The organism is Streptomyces stelliscabiei (genome assembly GCF_014873495.1).
Taxonomy (GTDB): Bacteria; Actinomycetota; Actinomycetes; order Streptomycetales; family Streptomycetaceae; genus Streptomyces; species Streptomyces bottropensis.
The window spans coordinates 6,416,910-6,440,394 of the sequence record NZ_JADBGF010000001.1; the positions used below are offsets into that span (position 1 = coordinate 6,416,910).

The following is a 23,485-nucleotide window of genomic DNA, read 5'->3' on the forward strand; positions in this document are numbered from 1 at the left end:
CGGGCCGGATGAACAATGGGCCAATTCCAGGTTCAGGAACGGTTCAGCCGCGGCGTCCCGCGAGTGACGCGCGCAGCCACGGCTGCAACGGACGTTCGACCCACCGGTGCAGCAGCCACGCGAGCGTCAGCATCAGCGCCACCGTGAGCGCGACGGTCACGGACGACGGAACGCCCAGACCCTGGTGCAGCGCCCGGACCACCGGCCAGCCCAGGTGCTCGTGCACGAGATAGAACGGGTACGTCAGGGCGCCCGCGGTGGCCATCCAGGGCCGGTCGAGGCGTCGCAGGAACCCCAGGGCGACCGCCGCCACGGCCGCGAAGCCGACGCCGACGGCGAGGACGATGGCGAGCTGGGGCCGGTAGGAGAAGAACTCGGCGTTCGGCGCGTGCCACATGTCCTCGACCGTGCGGTACTGGCTCAGCAGCAGGCTGAACACGACGATCAGCCAGGCGGTGGTGTCCCGGCGGTCGCGGTGCACCAGGTAGAGGCCCATGCCGCCGATGAACAGCGAGGCGTACTGGGGCATCAGGACCATGTCCAGCAGCGGCTCCTTCGCGGCCGGCGCCAGGACCGAGGCCAGCGTCCAGCCGCCGCAGAACCAGATCACGCGTCTGCGGGTCACCCCGGGCAGGACCACGCACAGCGCGAACAGGACGTAGAAGCGGACCTCCGCCCACAGCGTCCAGCACACGCCCAGGACCCGGTCCGCGCCGAGCGGCGTCTGCAGCATCGTGAGGTTGACCAGGAACTCGCTGACGGACACCCGCGCGAAGCCGATGCCCGGGAAGGCGAAGACGGCCGCGACCAGGATCACCGCCGCCCAGTACGCCGGCAGCAGACGGGCCGCGCGGGAGGCGAGGAAGGCCTGGACGGAACGCCCCCAGCCGCTCGCACAGATCACGAACCCGCTGATCACGAAGAAGGCCTGGACCCCGGCCCAGCCGTACGCGAACAAGCCGTGGGCGGTGGGGAACTGCACGGCGGGCGAGGTGCCCCACGCCTTGCCGATCTCCCCGTCGCGTCCACCGTAGTGATAGGCCGCGACGCAGAGCGCGGCGAGCAGCCGCAGCCCGTCCAGGGCGTACAGCCGGGGCCGGGCCACGGCCCCGCCGGGGCGGGGGCGTGGGGTCGTGTCGGTCCGGGGCTCGACCCGGTCGGTCGTCTCTGTCGAGGAAGTCACTCGGGGCTCACCCCAGCGTGGCTCGCTTGAGGGACCGGGCCCGCCGCGCGACTCTTCGCACGGTGGCGTTGCGCGGGATGAACGCGAGCTGGACGGGGATACCGCCCGGCAGGCCCAGCGAGGTCAGCCGGCGCCGCTTGAAGTACCGCAGGGTGTGCGCGCTCGGATGCCGTGTCAGATACGCCTCGGCCTCGGCGCGCAGCGACGGGTAGATCTTCGGCTGCATCGCGAAACCGACCGCCCGGACCAGACCGTCGAGGTCCGTGACCGCCGTGCCCGGCTTCTGTGAGGTGACCGCGGCCCGGTCGCCCAGCTCGGGCAGCAGCGCGTCCACGATCGTGACGGGCACCCGGTTGCTGTTCTCGTACGGGGCGAGCCGGTCCAGCAGGGTGCCGGTGCCGACGCGGGCGACCGGCAGGCCGTACAGCGCGGAGGCGGTGAGCAGGGCCGTGGAGAAGCAGCCGACGACGAGGGCGGGACGCATCCGCTGGTAGAGCACCTCGGCGAGGACCGGCGTGTCCAGCACGGTCAGATCGGCGCCGAGCCGCTCCGCCTCCTTCTCCAGACCGCGCGACCAGCGGGCCGGGGCGCTCGGGTGCGGCTTGAACACCACACGCGTGTGACCGAGCGCGACCGCGCCCTTCAGCATCGTCACATGGAGGTCCTCCTCCTCCTCGGCGGTGAGGATGCCGAGCGCGGAGAGGTACTGGCCCAGCAGCAGCGCGGGCTCCTCGATATCGGGCAACTCGTCACCGGTGTCGAGGAGTTCCGCCAGCACCTTCACGAAGGCGTCCGTCGGCACGATCTCCGGCCCGACCCCGAACTCGGTGAGCAGCAGGGGCCTCAGGTCCGGCACCAGGTCCAGGTGGAGGAGGCGGTCGATGCGGGTGCCGACCAGCGGGTCGATCTTGTTGCGGGTGGGCCCGTAGCTCATCAGGCCGTCCGCGTACACGGTCACGGGGGCGCCGGTGAAGATCTGGGTGAAGCCGAGCGCCGGGTGGACCTGGATGGACTCCACGGCCAGCTCGACGTCGTCGTCGCCGAGGTTCCACAGCAGCCGCAGATGCCGCTCCCACAGCGGTACGTCGTCCTGGCGCGGGGACCAGCCGCCGGGGTGGAAGGGGGAGATGGTCTCGTTCCAGGAGATCACCTCGTCGAAGCGGGCGCTCAGCCGATCGAAGCCGGGCATCTCGTCCAGGCCCGGCGCCGTCTCCGGCGTCGCCGCGTTGTTGGAGATCAGCAGGATGCGCCGGGTGGCGGGGCGGAAGCACTCGGTGTCCAGGGCGGCGGCCAGCGTGGCCGTGCCGTACAGCGTGGACGCCATGAAGATCTGCGTGGTCACGCGGCGACCCCCGTGGCGGCGGGACGGCGGCGCAGCCGGCGCAGCCGGGTGGCGCGCTGGACGTCCATGGAGTCGAGGGCCTCGTCGAGCACGTCCTGCGGCATGCGGCGCAGCGCGGTCGCGCTCATCGACTTCAGTTTCCGTGCCACCGCCGGCTCGAACCTTTCGATGGATCCCAGATGGTGGGAGATGATCGCGCAATAGGTGCGCACGGCCTTGGGGAGAAGTCTCTCCGCGTCCCGGTCCTTCGCCGTCTCCTCGATGACCTGGTCGAACGCGCGAATGAAATCGAGCTGCCGTACGTCGCCGATCTGGGTCAGCGAGGACGCCACGCCCCGCCGGTAGAAGACGCCCAGCAGCCCCACCGTGGCGAAGGATTCGGCCTCCCGGTGGAGCTTCCAGATCCAGGGCCGGTCCTCGGCCGTGCGCAGCCCGTGGGTGAAGTGCAGGACGCCCTTGTCGACCAGCCGGCGGTGGTAGATGCCCGCCCAGGCGAACGCGTAGTCGACGGAGGTGGAGCGGTCGGCGGGCAGGATCGCGTCCCGCGGGTTCATCACCACGCCCCGGCGCCCGTTGGGTACCCGGTGGACGGAGCGGGCCCGCCCGGTGCACTGGACATGGTCCGTGCGCACGAAGTCGCAGCCCAGGTCCTCGATGGCGCCCAGCAGGCGGGGGAAGTAGCCGGGGGCGAGCCAGTCGTCCCCGTCGAGGAACGTCAGGTATTCACCGCGGGCTTTGTCGATGCCCGTGTTGCGCGCGGTCGCCAGTCCTCCGTTCTGTTCGTGTCTGACATACACCGCCCCCGGCAACTCGCGCTCCGCGCGCGCGAGAATGTCCGGTGTCTCGTCGCGCGAGCAGTCGTCGACGAGAATGAATTCGAAATCCTCACGAGCGTTTGCTCCGAGGCTCTTCAGGGTGTCGGGCGCGTATTGCTGCACGTTGTAGAACGGCACGATGACGGAGAGCTTGACCACCCCCGTGACGTTAGGGGGCCCTCCGGCATTCGTCTTGACCACCCGCTTGATGTCAGGTGAACGACGCGTGGCGGAACCGTGAACCAGGTGCATTCCGCCGGCTCTCGCGGCCCGATTCGCCGTCCGGCGATGTGCTGTTAACCCTTTGTTGCATTCAGGTTGGGCCGTTCAACGGAATCGCTTCCTAGCGTCTTCGATGTGCCAGCAAGTGCTACGAACACCCTGCGAGTCGCCGTACTCGCGGATTCCGACACCCGGTGGAAATGGGGCGCGCTCACCGCGCACCGTCTCGCTCCGGAGAAGTCGGACATCCGCCTGGACGGCTTCCTCCTGCGCGGCCGGGCCACCCCCACGGCCCGCCAGCTGGAGGAGGTCGGCGTCCGCCCCGACTCCCTGCGCGAGGTGACCGGCCTCGAATTCCTGCGCGCTATGAAGGAGGCCGCGTACGACGTCGTCCTGCTCTCCCTCGTCGGCGGGGGCGTCCAGGCGATGCTGCACGGCCTGCGCCGGGCCTGGGACGGGCGTACGAAGCGGCCCGTGGTCGTCACCGGGTACGTCGGTGTGGTCTACGAGAAGCTCGCCGACGGTCTGCTGCTGCGGCACGGCGCGGACCTCGTCCTCGCCAACTCCCGCCAGGACGCGGACCGGTTCAGGGCGGTGTACGAGGGCGTGGGCGCCGACGCCTCCTCGGTCACCGAGGTCGCGCTGCCCTTCCTGGGCGGCAGGACCTACGCGGGCGCCGAGGACCCGTCCGCGGAGCAGGGGCGCGGGCCCTACACGGTCGTCTTCGCCGTACAGCCGTCCGTCCCGGACAACCGCCGGGACCGCACGTACCTGCTGAACCGGCTGATCGGGCACGCCAGGCTGCACCCGGACCGTGAGGTGCTGCTGAAGCTGCGCTCCAGGCCGGGCGAGCACACCACGCACATCGAGGAACTCCCGTACCAGAAGCTGGCGGAGAAGCAGCCCGATGGTCTGCCGCCCAACTTCCGCCTCGCCTACGGGAACATGGGCGAGATCCTGGACAGCACCGACCTGCTGGTCACCGTCAGCTCCACGGCCGCCCTGGAGTCGCTGCACCGCCGGATCCCCACCGTCGTCCTCACCGACCTCGGCATCCGCGAGACCCTCGGCAACCACCACTTCGTGGGCTCCGGCTGCCTCGCCTCCTGGGACCAGCTGGACGCCGGGTACGAGCCGGTGCCGGACCCGCGGTGGGTGGCCCGGCAGGGAGTCGCCGCCGGGGGCTCCGGGGGCGGCTCGTACCGCACGGCCTTCGACGCCGCCCGCGACCGCATCGCCGAGCTGGTCGGGGCCGCCGAACTGCCGCCCCTGGCCCCGTACTACACCCCCGTCACCGCGCCCGGCTATCTGCCCGGCATCCTCGCCCGCCACCACCTCGGCCCCGACGGCGCCCCGCTGCCCGGAGCGCCCGCCGCCGAGCGGCAGGCCGGGCCCGTACGGCAGATCGTGCGCCGGGCGGCGCGCGGCGCCTACCGCCACGGAGTGCAGCGCGTGGCACCCGTCATCCGCCGGATGGGGGAGCTGTGAGCCGCCACCTGTCCACTGCGCAAGGAGTACAGCCCATGCCCCACCCGGAAGCGGACCGAGCGGCCTCCGCCCGCCGCGTCCTCGCCGTGATCCCCGCGCGCGGCGGCTCCAAGGGCGTCCCCGCGAAGAACCTCGCCCCCGTCGGCGGCGTTCCGCTGGTGACCCGCGCGGTCCGTGAGTGCCTCGCCGCCCGGCTGGTGACCCACGTCGTCGTCTCCACCGACGACCACGCCATCGCCGCCGCGGCCCGCGAGTCCGGCGCCGAGGTCGTGCTCCGCCCCGCCGCCATCGCGGGCGACACCGCCACCTCGGAGGCCGCCGTCCTGCACGCCCTGGACGCCCACGAGGCCCTGCACGGCGCCTCGGTCGACGTCGTCCTCCTGGTCCAGTGCACCAGCCCGTTCATCCTCCGCGAGGACATCGACGGCGTGACCCGCGCCCTCGTCGAACACGGCGCCGACACCGCCCTCACCGTCGCCCCGTTCCACGGCTTCGTCTGGCGCGACACGACCGAGGAGTCCGCGGACGCCCCGCACGGCGCGGCGGCCGCGGCCCTCGCCGGCCTCCCGGCCGGGGGCCACGCCCACGCGGCGCACGGCACCGAGGACCTCGCCGGAGCCCCGGCCGGAGGCCACGGCGTCAACCACGACAAGTCCTTCCGCCCCCGCCGCCAGGACCGGCCGCAGGACCTGCTGGAGACCGGCGCCGCCTACGCCATGGACGCGGCCGGGCTGCGCAAGTTCCAGCACCGCTTCTTCGGCCGCACGGAACTCGTGCGCACCGACCCCGCGCGGGTCCTGGAGATCGACGACCCGCACGACCTCGCCCGCGCCCAGGCCCTCGCGCCCCTCTTCGACGCGAACCGGCCCGGCGCCCTCCCCACCCACGACGACATCGACGCCGTGGTCCTCGACTTCGACGGCACCCAGACGGACGACAGGGTGCTGATCGACTCCGAGGGACGGGAGTTCGTCTCCGTGCACCGCGGCGACGGACTCGGCATCGCGGCCCTCCGCAGGAGCGGCCTGGAGATGCTGATCCTCTCCTCGGAACGGAACCCGGTCGTCGCCGCCCGGGCCCGGAAGCTCAAGCTCCCGGTCCTGCACGGCATCGACCGCAAAGACCTCGCACTGAAGCAGTGGTGCGAGGAGCAGGGCATCGCGCCGGAGCGCGTGCTCTACGTCGGCAACGACGTCAACGACCTCCCGTGCTTCGCCCTCGTGGGCTGGCCCGTGGCGGTCGGCAGCGCCCACGACGTCGTACGCGGCGCCGCACGCGCGGTCACCACCGTCCCCGGCGGTGAAGGCGCGATCCGGGAGATCGCCGGCTGGATCCTCGGCCCCTCCCTCGACTCTCTCGACTCCCTCACCAGTTAAGGAAATCCTCCGTCATGAGCACCAACTCCCGTCTGCGCACCTTCGGTTCGAAGACCGCCGGCCCCGGCCACCCCGTCTACGTCGTCGGCGAGATCGGCATCAACCACAACGGTGAGCTGGAGAACGCCTTCAAGCTGATCGACGCCGCCGCCGAGGCCGGCTGCGACGCGGTCAAGTTCCAGAAGCGCACCCCCGAGATCTGCACCCCCCGCGACCAGTGGGACATCGAGCGCGACACCCCCTGGGGCCGCATGACCTACATCGACTACCGCCACCGCGTGGAGTTCGGTGAGGACGAGTACCGCCAGATCGACGAGTACTCCAAGAGCAAGAACATCGACTGGTTCGCCTCCCCGTGGGACACCGAGGCCGTCGCCTTCCTGGAGAAGTTCGACGTCCCCGCCCACAAGGTGGCCTCCGCCTCCCTCACCGACGACGAGCTGCTGCGCGCCCTGCGCGGCACCAACCGCACGGTCATCCTCTCCACCGGCATGTCGACCCCGAAGCAGATCCGCCACGCGGTCGAGGTCCTCGGCAGCGACAACATCCTGCTCTGCCACGCCACCTCGACCTACCCGGCCAAGGCGGAGGAGCTGAACCTCCGCGTCATCAACACCCTGCAGGCCGAGTACCCGAACGTCCCGATCGGCTACTCCGGCCACGAGACGGGCCTGCAGACCACGCTCGCCGCCGTCGCCCTCGGCGCCACCTTCGTCGAGCGCCACATCACCCTCGACCGCGCGATGTGGGGCTCCGACCAGGCCGCCTCCGTCGAGCCGGGCGGCCTCACCCGCCTCGTCCGCGACATCCGCACCATCGAGGCCTCCCTCGGCGACGGCGTCAAGAAGGTCTACGACTCCGAGCTGGGCCCCATGAAGAAGCTGCGCCGTGTCTCCGGCGTCGTCGCCGAGGCGGAGATCGCGGCGGCGGCGGGCGAGCCGGTCGCGGTCTGAGCCTCCCTCCATCCCTGACCACGGGTCTCCCCCACTACGGGACGGTCGTACGTCGATGAGCCCCCGCGCCGGAACCGCCGGCCCCCACACCCTCGCCTTCGTCGAGAGCCCGGTACAGCTGCTGAACGTGCTGGAGTGGGCGCACGCCCATGCCCTCGGCACACCCGAGGACCCCGGCGCGGGGCCCTTCCGACGGGGCGGCGCGGGACTCACCCTCGTGGTCCTGTCGCCCAACGACCCGATGACCCGCGGCCAGCTCCGCCGGATGGCGGAGCTGGCCCGGGACGAGGGCCACAACGTGCGCTGGGAGGAGGCGCGCGGCGGCACCGCCGCCCCCTTCCGCACCATCGGCGGCCTCGCGCCGATGCTGCGTGCCGCGAGCCGCGTCGTCCTGGGCGACCCCTTCTCCCGCTACGTCCAGCTCCTGCTGACCATCACCCGGGCCCGGGACGTCGTCGTCGTCGACGACGGCACCGCGACCATGGAGTTCGTCTCGCAGCTGGCCCGCGGCGAGCGCCTCGTGCGCTGGCACCGCAAGGGCGGCCGACCCGGTCCCCGCGACCTGATCTTCGCCCCGGTCTCCTCCAGGGCCCGCAAACGCCTCACCCCGACCCCCGGCAGACGCGTCGAGGTCTTCTCCTCCATGCCGATCGACGAGACCCCCGAGGGCGTCTTCGTCACCGCCAACGACTTCGCCTGGACCCGGTCCCGCTTCGGCCCGCCCCGCATCACCAAGGGCGCCGACCTCGTGGGCACGTCCCTCGTGGAGACCGGCGTGGTGGACGGCGACCGCTACCTCGAAGCCGTCCGCTCCCTCGCCAAGGCCCACGGCGCCACCCGCTACTTCGCCCACCGCCGCGAGAGCGCCGAGAAACTCCACACCCTCGCCGCCGAGACGGGCCTGGAGATCGTCCGCCCCGACCTCCCCCTCGAACTCATCGCCCGCCGGGGCCCCATCGGCCGGACGATCCTCAGCTTCCCCTCGACCGTGGTCCACACCCTGCCGCTCGCGCTCGCCGGCACGGACGTACGCGTGGCGGTCTGCGACATCGACCCGAGCTGGCTGACGGAGAACGCCTCCCCCCGCGCCCAGGGCTTCCTGTCCGGGGTCACGGGCACGGCACGGGACGTCCACCGGCTGTCGTCGGTGGTGTCGGTCTGAGCCGCGCCTCGGCGGCACCGGGCCGACTGCCCTGAACCGTGTTCGCTCCGGGGGGATCCGGAGCCGTCGCTTCCCCGGCCGGACCGCGCCTATCGTGCCGCGTGGCGGGGGAGGCGAAGCGCCCTCCCCGAAGGGGGAGTGGTGACGACACACGGCGAACACGCGCGGCTCACGCCCACGGCGGACGGACACCGGGTCACCCCCGCCGAACTCTTCTTCGACCTCGTCTTCGTCTACGCCATCACCCAGGTCACGGCCCTGATGGCCGCCCGGCCCACCGCGCTGAGCCTGCTCGGCGGCATGGTCGTCCTCGCCCTCCTGTGGTGGTGCTGGTGCTGCTTCGCCTGGCTCGGCAACGTCGTACGCGCCGACGCGGACGGCATGGCCGCGGTGCTGGTGGCGGTGATGGCGGTCGTCCTGATCGTCTCCCTGACGGTCCCCGAGGTGTACGACGACGGCCCGGGCGGCCTCTACGCCCCCGTGCTGTTCGTCGTCTGCTACGGCGTGGTCCGCGGCCTCCACCTGGTGACCTACTGGCTCTCCGACCCCGGTGACGCGGCCCTGCACGCCACCCTGCGCCGTACGGCCCTGCTCTCGGTGCTCCCGCCCTTCACCCTGCTGCTCGTGGGCTCGGCCTTCGACGGCGTGACCCGGACCCTGATCTGGCTGGCGGCGGTGGTCATCGACTACGCGGGCATCTTCGTCACCGGCCGGTCGGGCTGGCGCGTGGCGTCCCCCGCCCACTTCTCCGAACGCCACGGTCTGATCGTCATCATCGCGCTGGGCGAGTCCATCGTCGCGATCGGCGTCGGGGTGACCGGCTACTCGGTCTCCGCCCCCGTCGTGGCCGCGGCGGCCCTGGGCCTCCTGGTCTCCGCCGCGCTCTGGCGCCTGTACTTCCACGGCGTCAGCGAACCGGCCGAACACCGCCTGGCCGAACTGACCGGCGACGACCGCACGGTCCTGGCCCGCGACACGTACACCTTCCTGCACCTGCCGCTGGTGGCCGGCATCGTCATCACCGCCCTCGGCATGAAGACGACCCTGCACCAAGTCGCCGACACGGCCCACTACGGCCTGGCCGAACCCCTCCACGGCATGCCCGCCTGGGCCCTGGCGGGCGGCGCGGGCCTGTTCCTGCTCGGCTCCGCCGCGATCCTGCGCCGCACCACGGGCCGCCACGCCCCGGCCCTCCTCACCGGCGCCGCCCTCTGCCTGGCGGCAGGCCCCCTGACCTCCCTCGTCCCGGCCCTGGCAGCCCTGACAGGCCTGACAGCGACGATCACCGCGGTGCTGCTCGTCCACGGCCGCGCGGCACGGGGCGACGGCGCTGCCGGGGGCTGAGGAAGCGCGCCCGTCGACCCCGCGCCCCCCGTCACCCCCGTGATCCCTGTCACCCCCGTCACGCCCACACCGGCCACCCGCACGCCACGGCCCCGACCCCCGGTTCACCCCCGCAGCCGCAGGCCACCCCCCGCGTGCCGGCCCCTGGCGCCACCTCCTCGCCCACCCCGTCGCACACAGGCCGTAGCGGAACCAGCACGCGGCGGTGATGGTTCCGGGACAGTGCGATGGGCCGGACGTGGTATCCGTGGAGGGTGGGAATCGGCCGGGCACCCCCGGACGTTTGGACCATGGGAATCGCGGGCAACCCCGGCGCTCCCTTCTCCGAGGTCAGCCCGCCCGCGAAGAGGCGGACGGGTATACCCGTCCCTGCCAATACGTATGCGTCGCGCGACCGGAAATCTTCCCCTTACGGGCTGATTTTTTGTTGATCGAGGGTGAGAAGGTCGCCCGATCGCCCTACCCTTCAGAGGGTGAACCAACTGATGTCCCGAGAGTCCGAGGCAGATCTGCCAGGGGAAGCCGAAACATCGCTCCCCGGCACGTTGCCGGAAGCCCTGCGTGCCGAACTCGTCGCCTTCCGCCGCGACTTGCACATGCACCCGGAGCTCGGCAACCAGGAGTTCCGCACGACCGCCGCGATCAAGGCCCGCCTGGAGAAGGCCGGCCTCAACCCGCGCGTGCTCGACAGCGGCACCGGACTCATCTGTGACATCGGCGACTGGAACGGCACCGACAGTGCCGCGCTCGCCCTGCGCGCCGACATCGACGCCCTGCCCATCCCGGACACCAAGGTCGACTGCGACTACCGCTCCACCGTCCCCGACCGCGCCCACGCCTGCGGCCACGACGTGCACACCACCGTCGTCCTCGGCGCCGGCCTCGTCCTCGCCGACCTGCACCGCAGGGGACAGCTGCCCCGCCCCGTCCGGCTGATCTTCCAGCCCGCCGAGGAGGTCCTGCCCGGTGGTGCCGCCGACGCGATCCGGAGCGGCGCGCTCGACGGCGTCGGCCGCATCATCGCCGTGCACTGCGACCCGAGGGTCGACGCCGGCTTCATCGGCCTGCGCCACGGCCCCATCACCTCCGCCTGCGACCGGCTGGAGCTGTCCCTGGACGGGCCGGGCGGCCACACCGCGCGCCCCCACCTCACCACCGACCTCGTCACCGCCGCAGCCCGGGTCGTCACCGACGTCCCCGCGCTGGTCGCCCGCCGCTTCGACGCCCGCGCCGGGCTCGTCGTGACCTGGGGCCGCATCGAGTCGGGCCACGCCCCGAACGTCATCCCGCAGCACGCCGAACTCTCCGGCACCGTCCGCTGCCTGGACATCAACGCCTGGCGGCAGGCCCCCGACCTGATCCACGAGGCGGTCCAGGAGGTCGCGGTCATGCACCGCGCCAAGCCCGAGATCAACTACATCCGGGGCGTCCCGCCGGTCGTGAACGACCCCGTCGTCACCGAACTGCTGCACGACTCGATGGTCGCCCGCCGCGGTGTCCGGTCCGTGGAGGACACCGAGCAGAGCCTCGGCGGCGAGGACTTCTCCTGGTACCTGGAGCACGTCCCGGGCGCGATGGCGCGTCTGGGTGTCCGCCGTCCGGGCGATCTCACCGTCCGCGACCTCCACCAGGGCGACTTCGACGCCGACGAGCACGCCATCACCGTGGGCGTGGAACTCTTCACCGCGGCCGCCCTCCTCGACGCCCGTATGCGCGTCATGGACCCGGCAGGCCGGTAACCCCCTCCGGTTGCGCCCCGCCGGCCCTCGCGGCAGCCTGGTGCGCGTGTCCGTACGATCACCGTACGGAGCGCGCACCTTCACGCTGACGTCACCCCTCGTACACGCACAGCGAGGGGCGGGAGAGGCACTGTGTCCAGAAGATCCCTTTCGATCCCATGGTTCACGAGGACGTAACGGCCACCGGCACGAATGGATAACGGCCAGTCGAAACCCCGTTCCCAGGAGGGTCTACGCGCGTTAATGTGCGCCGAACTGAGCACCCGGTCGCGGGGCTTTGGAGAAGATGGGGAACTTCAAGATGCGTCGGATTTCCAAACTGACCCGCGTCGCGGTGGGGGTCGCGTCGCTGGCGCTCGCCGCCACGGCCTGTGGTGGTACCAGCAGCGAGAGCAGCGGCAGCGGCGGCGAGACCAGCAAGGGCGAAAAGGGTCTCGCGATCGCGTACGACATCGGCGGCAAGGGCGACCAGTCCTTCAACGACGCCGCGTTCGCGGGCCTGGAGAAGGCTCAGAAGGAATTCGGGTACAAGACCGAGGACATCGAGCCCACCGAGGGCGAGACGGACGCCGACAAGCAGCAGCGTCTGGAGTCCCTCGCCAAGCAGGGCTACAACCCGGTGATCGGCGTCGGCTTCGCCTACGGCCCCGCGATGGAGGCCGCGTCCAAGCAGTTCCCGAAGACCACCTTCGGCATCGTCGACTCGGTCGTCGAGGGTGACAACGTGGCGTCCCTCGTCTTCGCCGAGCAGGAGGCCTCGTACCTCGCCGGTGTCGCGGCCGCCAAGGCCACCAAGACGAACACCGTGGGCTTCGTGGGCGGTGTGGACATCCCGCTCATCCACAAGTTCGAGGCCGGCTACAAGCAGGGTGTCGAGGACACCAGCGGCGGCAAGGTCAAGGTCCTCTCGCAGTACCTGACCCAGACGGCCGAGGAGGGCGGCTTCTCCAGCCCCGACAAGGGCAAGGCCGCCGCCGAGGGCCAGATCGAGAAGAAGGCGGACGTGCTCTACGCGGCCGCCGGCCTCTCCGGCCAGGGTGTCATCGAGGCCGCCGCCAAGGCCAAGGTCTGGGCGATCGGTGTCGACTCCGACCAGTACAACCAGGAGGCCCTGGCCCCCTACAAGGACTACATCCTCACCTCCGCCCTGAAGGACGTCGGCGGCGCGGTCTACGCCCTCGCCAAGTCCGTCGAGGACGGCAAGCCCCTCACCGGTGTCCAGACCTTCGACCTCAAGGTGGATGGCGTCGGCCTCGCCGACTCCAACCCGAAGATGGCGGAGATCGCCGGCCTGACCGACGCCGTCGCGAAGGCCAAGGAAGGCATCATCGACGGCTCGATCAAGGTGAAGACCGAGTAGGTCCGGATCCGCGACGAACGCCGACAGCGGGCGGGTGTGCTTCTGCACCCGCCCGCTGTCGCGTTTCCCGGCACCTCGCTCCGAGGCGGGCCCTGAAAGGGCCGCGGGGGTGCCGCGTCCTCCGCGTCATGTCGGACGGCAGCCTCGTAAGGGGTGCGAGGGGCCGCGTCCGTGCCGGACGGCGACCCCGTGCGGGGTACGAGGGGCCGCGTGCGTGCCAGACGGCAGCCCCGTAGGAGGCATGAGGGACCGCGTCCGGGCGGGGGCGGCCCCGCATAGGGCACGAGGGGCCGCATCCGGGCCGGGGCGGCCCCGTAAGGGGCGCGGGGAACTGCGCGACCAGCCACGATGCACCCGCACCCGACACTCCACCCCCACTCCACCCCCAACACCCTCCCGCCACCTCCGGACACCCTTGCAACACGGCCCCATAACAACGTGGTCCACCAGGCTTCACCCGGAGGGTCTACGCGCGTTACTCTGCGGCGAAAGCCATATAAGGCGCCGATGCTGTGAAGCACTACTGAGCAGTACCCCCCGGCGCTGTACGACAGGAGCACCACACATGCGCCGGGTTTCCCGCCTCGCGGTCGCAGGCGCAGCGACCGCCTCCCTCGCCCTCGCCCTCTCCGCCTGCGGCGGCACCTCGACGGACGCCGCGACGTCCGCCGACTCCAAGGGCGACAAGGGCCTCGCGATCGCCTACGACGTCGGTGGCAAGGGCGACCAGTCCTTCAACGACGCGGCGTACGCGGGCCTGGAGAAGGCGAAGAAGGAGTTCGGGTACGACACCCGGGACATCGAGCCCACCGAGGGCGAGACGGACGCGGACAAGGAGCAGCGCCTGGTCTCCCTGGCCAAGCAGGGCTACAACCCGGTCGTCGGCGTCGGCTACGCGTACGCGACGGCCGTGAAGGCCGCCGCCGAGCAGTACCCGGACACCACCTTCGGCATCGTGGACGACTCCACGGTCCAGCTGAAGAACGTCGCGGACCTGGTCTTCTCCGAGGAGCAGGCCTCGTACCTCGCCGGTGTCGCGGCGGCCAGGTCCACGAAGACGAACACCGTCGGCTTCGTGGGCGGTGTGGACATCCCGCTGATCCACAAGTTCCAGGCGGGCTTCGAGCAGGGCGTCAAGGACACCAACCCCAAGGCGAAGGTGCTCACCCAGTACCTCACCCAGACGGCCGAGGAGGGTGGCTTCTCCAGCCCCGACAAGGGCAAGACGGCCGCCGAGGGCCAGATCGAGAAGAAGGCCGACGTGATCTACGCGGCGGCCGGTCTGTCCGGTCAGGGCGTGATCGAGGCCGCCGAGACCGACCAGGTCTGGGCGATCGGTGTCGACTCCGACCAGTACCGGCAGGAAGCCCTCGCGAAGTACAAGGACTCCATCCTGACCTCGGCGACGAAGGACGTCGCCAAGGCGGTGTACAACCTGGCGAAGTCGGTCGAGGACGGCAAGCCCGCGACCGGTATCGTCAGGGGCGATCTGAAGACCGGCGAGGTCGGCCTCGCCGACTCCAACCCGAAGTTCAAGAGCGACACCGAACTCCAGGAGGCCCTCGCCACGGCCAAGGAGAAGATCATCAGCGGCGAGATCAAGGTCAGGACCAGCTGATCAGCTGTACCACGAGCAGTCGCGCGACCCCGGTGGTGTTCAGGCACCCCCGAAGTCGCCAGTAACCGCGGGGTTACGTGCGCTCAACGGGGTACGGGGAGTATCGCTCCCTGTACCCCGTTGTCTAAGCGGCCCCGGGGACGTCGAGGCATCTCGCCCCGTTTTCCCCGGTACCGCCTGGGCGCGTCGCCCGCTTCCGATGCCGTAGGGGCGCTACGCGCGTAGACGACCCCCTTTCCCAGGAGAGTGCGCCATCAACGCGTCCAGCAGCCCTCCGGCCGACGTGGCGGTCAACGGTCAGGTGACCGCCGTCGAACTTGCCGGGATCACCAAGCGATTCCCCGGCGTCGTGGCCAACCACGACATCCACCTCACCGTGCGCAAGGGCACCGTCCACGCCCTCGTCGGGGAGAACGGCGCCGGCAAGTCGACCCTGATGAAGATCCTCTACGGCATGCAGAAGCCGGACGAGGGCACCATCGCGATCGACGGCGAGCAGGTCTCGTTCTCGTCCCCGGCCGACGCCATCACCCGCGGCATCGGCATGGTCCACCAGCACTTCATGCTCGCCGACAACCTCACCGTCCTGGAGAACGTGGTCCTCGGCAGCGAGAAGCTGTACGGCATCGGCGCCAAGGCCCGCCGCAAGATCAAGGAGATCTCCGAGCGCTACGGCTTCGGCGTGCGCCCGGACGTCCTGGTCGAGGAGCTGGGGGTCGCCGAGCGCCAGCGCGTGGAGATCCTCAAGGTCCTCTACCGCGGCGCCCGCACCCTGATCCTGGACGAGCCCACCGCCGTCCTGGTGCCGCAGGAGGTCGACTCCCTCTTCGCCAACCTGCGCGAACTCAAGGCGCAGGGCCTGGCGGTCATCTTCATCTCGCACAAGCTGGGCGAGGTGCTGTCGGTCGCCGACGAGATCACCGTCATCCGGCGCGGCACGACGGTCGGCACGGCAGTCCCCGCCGAGACCACCCCGCGTCAGCTCGCCGAGCTGATGGTCGGCAGCGAGCTGCCCACCCCCGAGACGGCCGAGTCCACGGTCACCGACCGCCCCGTCCTCACCGTCAAGGACCTCCGGCTGGAGGCCGTCGGCGGCAAGGCGCTGCTCGACGACATCACCTTCACCATCCACGCGGGCGAGGTCCTGGGCCTGGCCGGCGTCGAGGGCAACGGCCAGACCGAGCTGGTCGACGCGCTGATCGGCCTGAAGTCCGCCGACTCCGGCACGATCGCGCTGGCCGAGGAGGACATGACCACCTGGGCCACGCGCAAGCGCCGTGAGAAGGGCGTCGGCTACATCCCCGAGGACCGCCACCGGCACGGTCTGCTCCTGGAGGCCCCCCTCTGGGAGAACCGTATCCTCGGCCATGTGACCGAGCGGCCCAACGCCAAGGGCGTCTGGCTCGACCCGAAGGCCGCCCAGGAGGACACCCGCCGGATCGTCGCCGAGTACGACGTCCGCACCCCCGGCATCGACGTCACCGCCGCCTCCCTGTCCGGCGGCAACCAGCAGAAGCTGATCGTCGGCCGCGAGATGAGCCACAAGCCGCGCTTCCTGATCGCCGCCCACCCCACCCGCGGTGTGGACGTCGGCGCGCAGGCCCAGATCTGGGACCAGATCCGCGAGGCCCGCCGCGAGGGCCTGGCCGTGCTGCTGATCTCGGCCGACCTGGACGAGCTGATCGGCCTGTCCGACACCCTCCGGGTGATCTACAACGGCAAGCTGGTCGCCGACGCCGACCCGGCCACCATCACCCCCGAGGAGCTGGGCTCGGCCATGACCGGTGCCGCCACCGGCCACCTCGCACACGAAGAGACCCCCGAGACCTCGGCGGACGCGTCCGGGTCCGAGGAAGACGAGGCCCGCTGATGAAGAAGTTCGACAAGGAGCGCGTGCTCCTCGCGGTGGCCGGACCGGTCCTCGCGCTCGCCGTGGCCTTCGCGCTGACCGCGATCGTGCTGCTGGCCTCCGGCAAGAACCCGGTCGAGCCGTTCTCGATCATGCTGGAGCAGGCCACGTTCTCCGACATCCAGGTCCGGATCATCAACCAGGCCTCGCTGTACTACGTCGCCGCCCTCGCGGTGGCCATCGGCTTCCGGATGAACCTGTTCAACATCGGTGTCGACGGTCAGTACCTGCTCGGCGCCATGATGGCCGCGATCGTCGGCGCCCACGTCGACCTGCCCGCCGCCCTGCAGATCCCGCTGCTGATGCTCACCGCGATCCTCACCGGCGCCTTCTGGGCCGGCATCGTCGGTGTCCTCAAGGTCACCCGGGGCGTCAGCGAGGTCGTCGCGTCGATCATGCTGAACGCGATCGCCACCTCCGTCATCGGCTACCTCTGGCTGCCGAACGTCTTCGGCGTCAAGGTCGGCAACAACAACACCACCGGCGAGATGGCCGAGTCCGGCTGGGTCCCCGGCATCGACATGGGCGCGGCCGGCGAGATCTACGGCCTGGTCCTCCTCGCCGTGCTGCTCGGCATCGGCTACTGGATCGTCATCAACCGCACCCGCTTCGGCTTCGACCTGCGCGCCTCCGGCGCCTCGGAGTCGGCCGCCGCGGCCAGCGGTGTCGACCCCAAGCGCATGGTCCTCACCGCGATGCTGATCTCCGGCGGTGTCGCGGGCCTCGCGGGCCTGCCGATCCTGCTCGGCGACACCCACACGTACAGCCTGAACTTCCCCACCGGGATCGGCTTCCTGGGCATCGGCATCGCCCTCCTCGGCCGCAACAGCCCCGTCGGCATCGCCTTCGCCGCCCTGCTGTGGGCCTGGCTCGACAAGGCCTCCCCGGAGCTGGACTTCCACGGCTACGACAAGGAGATCGCGGTCATCATGCAGGGCCTGATCGTGCTCTCGGTCGTCGTCTCCTACGAGACCGTGCGCGAGTGGGGCCTGCGCCGCCAGCAGCGCCGGGTCGGCGCCGAGCTGGCCGCGGGCCACGTCCTCGGCGCCTCCGACAACAACAACGTCAAGAAGGAGGTGGCGGGCCGATGACCACGAGCACCACCGCGACCGACGTCAACCAGCCCTCGCTGCAGCCTGCCGCCCCGACCGGCCGCAAGATGTCGCTGCCCGTCCTGCTGCTGGTCATCGCCGGTGTCCTCGCACTCACCTCGATCGTCCGCATCATCACCGGCGCCGACGGCATCACCAACGTCAGCCAGATGTCCACCGCGCTGGAACTGGCGGTCCCGATCGGCCTCGCCGGTCTCGGCGGTCTGTGGGCCGAGCGCGCGGGCGTCGTCAACATCGGCCTCGAAGGCATGATGATCCTCGGCACCTGGTTCGGTGCCTGGGCCGGCTTCCAGTGGGGCCCGTGGACCGGTGTCCTGATCGGCATCATCGGCGGCTGCCTCGGCGGTCTGCTGCACGCCTTCGTCACCGTCACCTTCAACGTCAACCACATCGTCTCCGGTGTGGCCATCAACATCCTCGCCCTCGGTGCCACCCGCTACCTCGCGCCCCTCGCCTTCGAGGGCCACCAGGGCGGCTCCGCCAAGCAGTCCCCGCCGGTCGACTCCCTCGGCGACTTCACGGTGCCCGGGCTCTCGGACGCGCTCCAGACCCTCAACGAGAAGGGCTGGTTCTTCGTCTCCGACCTCGCCGGTCTGCTCGGCGGCCTGGTCACCAACGTCTCCTGGCTGACCCTGCTGGCCGTCGCGCTGATCCCCGCCACCTGGTGGATCCTGTGGCGCTCCGCCTTCGGCCTGCGCCTGCGCTCCTGCGGCGAGAACCCGATCGCCGCCGAGTCCCTCGGCGTCAACGTCTACAAGTACAAGTACCTCGCCGTGATCATCTCCGGCGGTCTGGCCGGCCTCGGCGGCGCCTTCCTCTCCATCGTCGCCAACCCCTTCTACCTGGAGGGGCAGACCAGTGGCCGCGGCTACATCGGTCTCGCCGCGATGATCTTCGGCAACTGGATGCCGGGCGGTCTCGCCCTCGGCGCCGGCCTCTTCGGCTACACCGACAGCCTCAACCTGCGCGGCGGCTCCGAGAACGTCCACGCCCTGCTGCTGCTCGGCGCCCTGCTGCTGGTCATCGGCGCGATCTGGCAGGCCGTCCGCAAGAAGTACGTCCCGGCCGCGATCACCTTCGTGATCGGCGCCCTGGTCTACACCTGGTACGCGACCACCAACGAGGTCCCCAACCAGGTCGTCGCCGCCACGCCGTACGTCATCACCCTGATCGTCCTCGCGCTCTCCGCCCAGCGTCTGCGGATGCCGAAGGCCGACGGCATGCCGTACCGGAAGGGACAGGGCAAGTGACCGCCGTCGACTGGGCCGCGCTGCGCACGGCGGCCCGGGACGCCATGTCCCGGGCGTACGCCCCCTACTCCGGCTACCCCGTCGGTGTGGCCGCCCTCGTCGACGACGGCCGGATCGTCTCCGGCTGCAACGTCGAGAACGCCTCGTACGGCCTCGGCCTGTGCGCGGAGTGCGGCCTGGTCTCGCAGCTGCAGAACAGCGGCGGAGGCCGTCTGACGCACTTCACCTGCGTGGACGGAAAGGGCGACATCCTCGTCCCGTGCGGCCGCTGCCGGCAGCTGCTGTACGAGTTCGGCGGCCCGGAGCTCCTGCTGGAGACCCCGGCGGGCATCCTGCCCCTCTCGGAGATGCTGCCCCAGGCGTTCGGCCCGGACCATCTCACCAAGTGACTCCCGTGCGGCCCCTCCTGACGAACGGTCGGAGGGGCCGCGCACTTTCCCGATCCGCGGCATGTCACCGGATCGCTGTCGAACACCCTCGAAGGGAACCCCATGACGTCTGTGTCCATGGATGCCATCTCCGTCATCCGCACCAAGCGGGACCGCGGTGAACTCAGCGACGAGCAGATCGACTGGGTCATCGACGCGTACACCCGCGGCGAGGTCGCCGACTACCAGATGGCCGCGCTCAACATGGCGATCCTCCTCAACGGCATGGACCGCCGGGAGATCGCCCGCTGGACGGCCGCGATGATCGCCTCCGGCGAGCGCATGGACTTCTCGTCCCTGTCCCGCCCCACCGCCGACAAGCACTCCACGGGTGGCGTCGGCGACAAGATCACCCTTCCGCTCGCCCCCCTGGTGGCGGCCTGCGGCGCGGCCGTTCCCCAGCTCTCGGGCCGGGGCCTCGGCCACACCGGCGGCACCCTCGACAAGCTGGAGTCCATCCCCGGCTGGCGCGCCCTGCTGTCCAACGAGGAGATGCTGAACGTCCTGGACGAGGTCGGCGCCGTCATCTGCGCGGCCGGCGACGGCCTGGCCCCGGCCGACAAGAAGCTCTACGCGCTCCGCGACGTCACCGGCACGGTCGAGGCGATCCCGCTGATCGCCTCCTCCATCATGTCCAAGAAGATCGCCGAGGGGACCGGCTCGCTGGTCCTGGACGTGAAGGTGGGCACGGGAGCCTTCATGAAGACGCTGGAGGACGCCCGCGAGCTGGCCTCCACGATGGTGGGCCTCGGCAACGACCACGGCGTGAGGACGGTCGCCCTGCTCACGGACATGTCGACCCCCCTCGGCCTGACGGCGGGCAACGCCCTGGAGGTCCGCGAGTCGGTCGAGGTCCTGGCGGGCGGTGGCCCGGCGGACGTCGTGGAACTCACCGTCGCCCTGGCCCGCGAGATGCTCGACGCGGCCGGTGTGAAGGACGCCGACCCGGCGAAGGCGCTGGCCGACGGCTCGGCGATGGACGCCTGGCGTCGCATGATCGCGGCTCAGGGCGGCGACCCGGACGCCCCGCTGCCGACCGCGCGCGAACAGCACGTGGTGAAGGCGACCGCCTCCGGCGTCCTGACCCGCCTCGACGCCTACGACATCGGCATCGCCGCCTGGCGTCTCGGCGCCGGACGCGCCCGCAAGGAGGACCCGGTGCAGGCCGGCGCGGGCGTCGAGATGCACGCCAAGCCCGGCGACACGGTGACCGAGGGCCAGCCCCTGCTCACCCTCCACACCGACACCCCGGAGCGCTTCGCCTACGCCCTGGAGGCGGTGACCGGCTCGTACGACATCGCGGCGGCCGGGACGGAGTTCACCCCGTCGCCGGTGGTGCTGGAACGTATCGCCTGACCAGGCCGCACGACCTCTTCGGGGTGCACGGGACCGGTGTGTGCGCCGGTCCCGTGGCGTGCGCGCCGTGGCCCCGTACCGATGAGTTACGTCCGCCCGGCCGGTCTACCGCTCGTGGACGCCATGAAACCCGCTGTACTCGTGCCGGCCGGCCCCGTCACCCGGGAGGAGGTGGCGAGGCTCTGCGACGACGTCCGGGCACTGCTCGGCACCACCCGTAGCGGGGTGGTGGTGTGCGATGTCGGGGGTGTCGGACCACCGGGCCTCGGCACCATCGACGCCCTGGCCCGGATGCAGCTCGCCGCCCGGCGGGCCGGGGGCCGGGTACGGCTGCGGGACCCCGATCCCGCGCTGAGCGCGCTACTGCGACTGGTCGGGCTCGCCTTCGAGGTGGAGGGGCAGGCCGAAGAGGGGGAACCAGCGGGCGGTGTCGAGGAAGCAGTGGAATCCGGCGATCCGGCCCTCTGAGATCTCCAGCGCCTGCACCGCCCAGGCGGTGAACCCGCCGGTCTCCGGGTCCGGCTTGTACTGCGCGAAGCCCGGCAGGCCGTTCACCGCGACCGGCACCAGGTGCGAACCGGCGCAGGCCGCGCCGAGCGTCGTCATGAACCCGGTGATGTCGTCCGTGCCGGTCAGCCACAGGTCGAACGGCGGCATCGTCATGACCGCGTCCTCGTGCAGCAGGGCCGTCAGCGCCGCCATGTCGTACCCCTCGAAGGCGGCCACATAGCGGTCCAGCAGCTTCAGCTGCTCCTCGTCCAGCGGGTCGGAGACATCGGCCGCCGCGAGCCGCCCGCCCTCGGCGAGGGTCGCGCGGGCCCGCTGCAGGGCGCTGTTCACCGAGGCGACGGACGTGTCGAGCAGCTCGGCGACCTCGCTCGCCTTCCAGGCCAGCACCTCACGCAGGATGAGCACGGCCCGCTGCTTCGACGGCAGCTTCTGCAGCGCGGCGACGAACGCCAGCCGCACGGACTCCTTCGCCACGGCGGCCTCCGCCGGGTCGTCGGTCGTCGGCAGCACCCGGGCGTCCGGCACCGGCTCCAGCCAGGTGTTGTCCGGCCGGGGGGAGAGGGCGGCCTGGGCCAGGGGCGTCGAGTCGGAGAGATCCATGGGCCTGGCCCTCTTGTTCCCCGCGGTCAGCATGTCGAGGCACACGTTCGTGGCGATCCGGTACAGCCACGAACGCAGTGACGACCGACCCTCGAACTTCTCGTAACTGCGCCAGGCCCGGATCATCGTGTCCTGCACGGCGTCCTCCGCCTCGAAGGACGAGCCCAGCATCCGATAGCAGTACCCGGTCAGCTCGACCCGGTGCCTCTCCAACCGGACGTCGAGCTCCGCCGTCGCCGTCGCCGTACCGTCACCCATGGCCAACCCACCCCTGTGGCATACCTGTGCGTACCAACACCTCGGAAGCTACCGCAGCCCACTGACAATGGCCTGGGGAAGGGAGGAAGGGGCAGGTCAGGGGGCGTGGGTGACCACGACGGACTCAGTGCGCCGGCACCGGCCCGCGCCGGGCCGCGTGGGAACCCACCACGGTGATCCCCACGACTCCCAGCACTGCCAGCAGCCCCATGGAGACGGTCCCGCCCCAGCCCCCCGCGTGGAAGGCGATCGCCCCCAGGGTGCTGCCCGCGCTGGAGCCCACGTAGTACGCGGACTGGTACAGCGCCGACGCCTGGGCGCGGCCCTCCTTCGCCGTGTGGCTGACCGCCGACGACGCGGCGGCGTGGCCCGCGAAGAACCCGGCGGTGATGAGGACCAGCCCCAGCAGGACCACGGGGAGGGCGTCGGACAGGGAGACCAGCAGACCGGTGGCCGTCGTGGCGCCCGCCAGGTACAGCGTGCCGCGCCGGCCCAGGCGGCCGACCAGCTTCCCGGCGGTGGACGCCGACACCGTGCCCACCAGGTAGACGAGGAAGATCGAGCCGATGACACCCTGCGGCAGCGAGAACGGTTCTCCGGCGAGGCGGTAGCCGATGACCGTGTAGACGCCGCCGAAGACCGTCATGAAGAGGGCGCCGATGGCGTACAGCCGGCGCAGCAGCGGGTTCGCCAGGTGGGCGCGGACCGTGCTGGCCAGTACGGCCGGGCGCAGCGACCCCGCCACGAAGTGCTTGGGCGCGGGCAGCAGCAGCCGGAAGGCCACCGCGCATCCCACGGCGATCACCCCGAGCACCCCGAGCGCGACCCGCCAGCCCCACTCCTGGGCGACCCAGCCGGTGACGACCCGCCCGCTCATCCCGCCGACGCTGTTGCCGGCGACGAAGAGGCCGATCGCGGTGATGAGGGCCTTGGGGCGGACCTCCTCGGCGAGGTAGGCGGTCGCGGAGGCCGGCACCCCGGCCAGCGCCGCGCCCTGCACGGCCCGCAGCACCACCAGCGCGCCCAGCGAGGGCGCGAAGGGGATCAGCAGTCCGACCGCCACCGCGACCACCAGCGACGCCGTCATCACCGTGCGCCGCCCGAACCGCTCGGACAGCGCGCTCATCGGCAGCACGAACAGGGCCAGCGCCCCGGTCGCCGCCGACACCGTCCAGCTCGCCGCGCTCGCCGTACTTCCGAAGCCGTCCGAGATCAGCGGCAGCAGAGCCTGCGTGGAGTACAGCAGGGCGAAGGTCGCGACACCCGCGAGGAAGAGCGCCAGGCTCATCCGGCGGTAGCCGGGCCCACCCGGGGCCACCCGGGAATCGACGGCGGACGGGGTGGAGGCGGTGGGGGCGACGGCTGGGACGGCGCCCACGGTGGTGGACGCCCCGGTACTTGCGGAAGGCATGCCCCGAAACTACGTACGCCGCCGCTCATCCGTCCAATGCATGGAACCC

Annotated in this window: 19 protein-coding genes; 14 read left to right on the forward strand and 5 right to left on the reverse strand. The window is 71.2% G+C overall.

Annotated features, from left to right (window positions below; translation table 11 throughout):
• Nucleotides 1–43 precede the first annotated feature (43 nt).
• From H4687_RS28460 to H4687_RS28470, 3 genes are read right to left on the reverse strand one after another with little or no spacing between them, the layout of a single operon-like run.
• Nucleotides 44–1,183, reverse strand: a complete 1,140-nt coding sequence (locus H4687_RS28460) for an acyltransferase family protein (RefSeq protein WP_046917047.1) — start codon at nucleotides 1,181–1,183, stop codon at nucleotides 44–46.
• 7 nt (nucleotides 1,184–1,190) lie between these two features.
• A complete protein-coding gene (locus tag H4687_RS28465) occupies nucleotides 1,191–2,525 on the reverse strand; it encodes an alpha-2,8-polysialyltransferase family protein (RefSeq protein WP_046917046.1) in 1,335 nt (444 codons plus the stop codon).
• Entirely contained in the window at nucleotides 2,522–3,499 is a 978-nt protein-coding gene (locus H4687_RS28470) for a glycosyltransferase family 2 protein (RefSeq protein WP_046917045.1), read from the reverse strand. The genes H4687_RS28465 and H4687_RS28470 overlap by 4 nt, the downstream gene beginning before the upstream one ends.
• 198 nt (nucleotides 3,500–3,697) lie before the next feature.
• On the opposite strand from H4687_RS28470, the gene H4687_RS28475 reads away from it, so the two are divergent.
• The 14 genes from H4687_RS28475 (at nucleotide 3,698) to H4687_RS28540 (ending at nucleotide 21,125) form a co-directional block, all read left to right on the forward strand.
• Complete coding sequence (locus H4687_RS28475) at nucleotides 3,698–5,050, forward strand: DUF6716 putative glycosyltransferase (protein WP_046917044.1); 1,353 nt, start codon at nucleotides 3,698–3,700, stop codon at nucleotides 5,048–5,050.
• A 35-nt stretch (nucleotides 5,051–5,085) separates the two neighbouring features.
• Nucleotides 5,086–6,426, forward strand: coding sequence for an N-acylneuraminate cytidylyltransferase (locus tag H4687_RS28480; protein ID WP_046917043.1), 1,341 nt, complete (start codon nucleotides 5,086–5,088; stop codon nucleotides 6,424–6,426).
• Nucleotides 6,427–6,440: 14 nt separating this feature from the next.
• The gene (locus H4687_RS28485) at nucleotides 6,441–7,379 is read left to right on the forward strand and encodes an N-acetylneuraminate synthase family protein (RefSeq protein WP_046917042.1); all 939 of its coding nucleotides are present in this window, start codon (nucleotides 6,441–6,443) and stop codon (nucleotides 7,377–7,379) included.
• Between the two features lie 55 nt (nucleotides 7,380–7,434).
• Complete coding sequence (locus H4687_RS28490; RefSeq protein WP_046917041.1) at nucleotides 7,435–8,541, forward strand: hypothetical protein; 1,107 nt, start codon at nucleotides 7,435–7,437, stop codon at nucleotides 8,539–8,541.
• A gap of 141 nt (nucleotides 8,542–8,682) precedes the next feature.
• Nucleotides 8,683–9,885, forward strand: coding sequence for a low temperature requirement protein A (locus tag H4687_RS28495; protein WP_167358673.1), 1,203 nt, complete (start codon nucleotides 8,683–8,685; stop codon nucleotides 9,883–9,885).
• Between the two features lie 485 nt (nucleotides 9,886–10,370).
• Nucleotides 10,371–11,624, forward strand: a complete 1,254-nt coding sequence (locus H4687_RS28500) for an amidohydrolase (RefSeq protein ID WP_046918343.1) — start codon at nucleotides 10,371–10,373, stop codon at nucleotides 11,622–11,624.
• 301 nt (nucleotides 11,625–11,925) lie between these two features.
• Nucleotides 11,926–12,984: a BMP family lipoprotein gene (locus tag H4687_RS28505; RefSeq protein ID WP_159026242.1), complete on the forward strand. Its 1,059-nt coding sequence runs from the start codon at nucleotides 11,926–11,928 to the stop codon at nucleotides 12,982–12,984.
• Between the two features lie 565 nt (nucleotides 12,985–13,549).
• Nucleotides 13,550–14,602, forward strand: a complete 1,053-nt coding sequence (locus H4687_RS28510; RefSeq protein WP_046918344.1) for a BMP family lipoprotein — start codon at nucleotides 13,550–13,552, stop codon at nucleotides 14,600–14,602.
• Nucleotides 14,603–14,903: 301 nt separating this feature from the next.
• Nucleotides 14,904–16,472: an ABC transporter ATP-binding protein gene (locus H4687_RS28515; protein WP_046918359.1), complete on the forward strand. Its 1,569-nt coding sequence runs from the start codon at nucleotides 14,904–14,906 to the stop codon at nucleotides 16,470–16,472.
• Nucleotides 16,472–17,602 carry an ABC transporter permease gene (locus tag H4687_RS28520; protein ID WP_046918345.1) on the forward strand — a complete coding sequence of 377 codons (1,131 nt, stop codon included), beginning with the start codon at nucleotides 16,472–16,474 and terminating at the stop codon, nucleotides 17,600–17,602. The genes H4687_RS28515 and H4687_RS28520 overlap by 1 nt, the downstream gene beginning before the upstream one ends.
• Nucleotides 17,599–18,873: an ABC transporter permease gene (locus H4687_RS28525; RefSeq protein ID WP_046918346.1), complete on the forward strand. Its 1,275-nt coding sequence runs from the start codon at nucleotides 17,599–17,601 to the stop codon at nucleotides 18,871–18,873. The genes H4687_RS28520 and H4687_RS28525 overlap by 4 nt, the downstream gene beginning before the upstream one ends.
• Nucleotides 18,870–19,262, forward strand: coding sequence for a cytidine deaminase (locus tag H4687_RS28530; RefSeq protein ID WP_046918347.1), 393 nt, complete (start codon nucleotides 18,870–18,872; stop codon nucleotides 19,260–19,262). The genes H4687_RS28525 and H4687_RS28530 overlap by 4 nt, the downstream gene beginning before the upstream one ends.
• 111 nt (nucleotides 19,263–19,373) lie before the next feature.
• Complete coding sequence (locus tag H4687_RS28535; RefSeq protein WP_028796476.1) at nucleotides 19,374–20,657, forward strand: thymidine phosphorylase; 1,284 nt, start codon at nucleotides 19,374–19,376, stop codon at nucleotides 20,655–20,657.
• A gap of 123 nt (nucleotides 20,658–20,780) precedes the next feature.
• Nucleotides 20,781–21,125 carry an STAS domain-containing protein gene (locus tag H4687_RS28540; RefSeq protein WP_225966857.1) on the forward strand — a complete coding sequence of 115 codons (345 nt, stop codon included), beginning with the start codon at nucleotides 20,781–20,783 and terminating at the stop codon, nucleotides 21,123–21,125.
• On the opposite strand, the gene H4687_RS28545 is transcribed toward H4687_RS28540, so the two are convergent.
• The gene (locus H4687_RS28545; RefSeq protein ID WP_046918348.1) at nucleotides 21,018–22,025 is read right to left on the reverse strand and encodes a sigma-70 family RNA polymerase sigma factor; all 1,008 of its coding nucleotides are present in this window, start codon (nucleotides 22,023–22,025) and stop codon (nucleotides 21,018–21,020) included. The two genes, H4687_RS28540 and H4687_RS28545, sit on opposite strands and share 108 nt — an antisense overlap.
• A gap of 124 nt (nucleotides 22,026–22,149) precedes the next feature.
• On the reverse strand, nucleotides 22,150–23,436 hold the full coding sequence (locus tag H4687_RS28550; RefSeq protein ID WP_046918349.1) for an MFS transporter: 1,287 nt from the start codon (nucleotides 23,434–23,436) through the stop codon (nucleotides 22,150–22,152).
• Nucleotides 23,437–23,485: the final 49 nt, after the last annotated feature.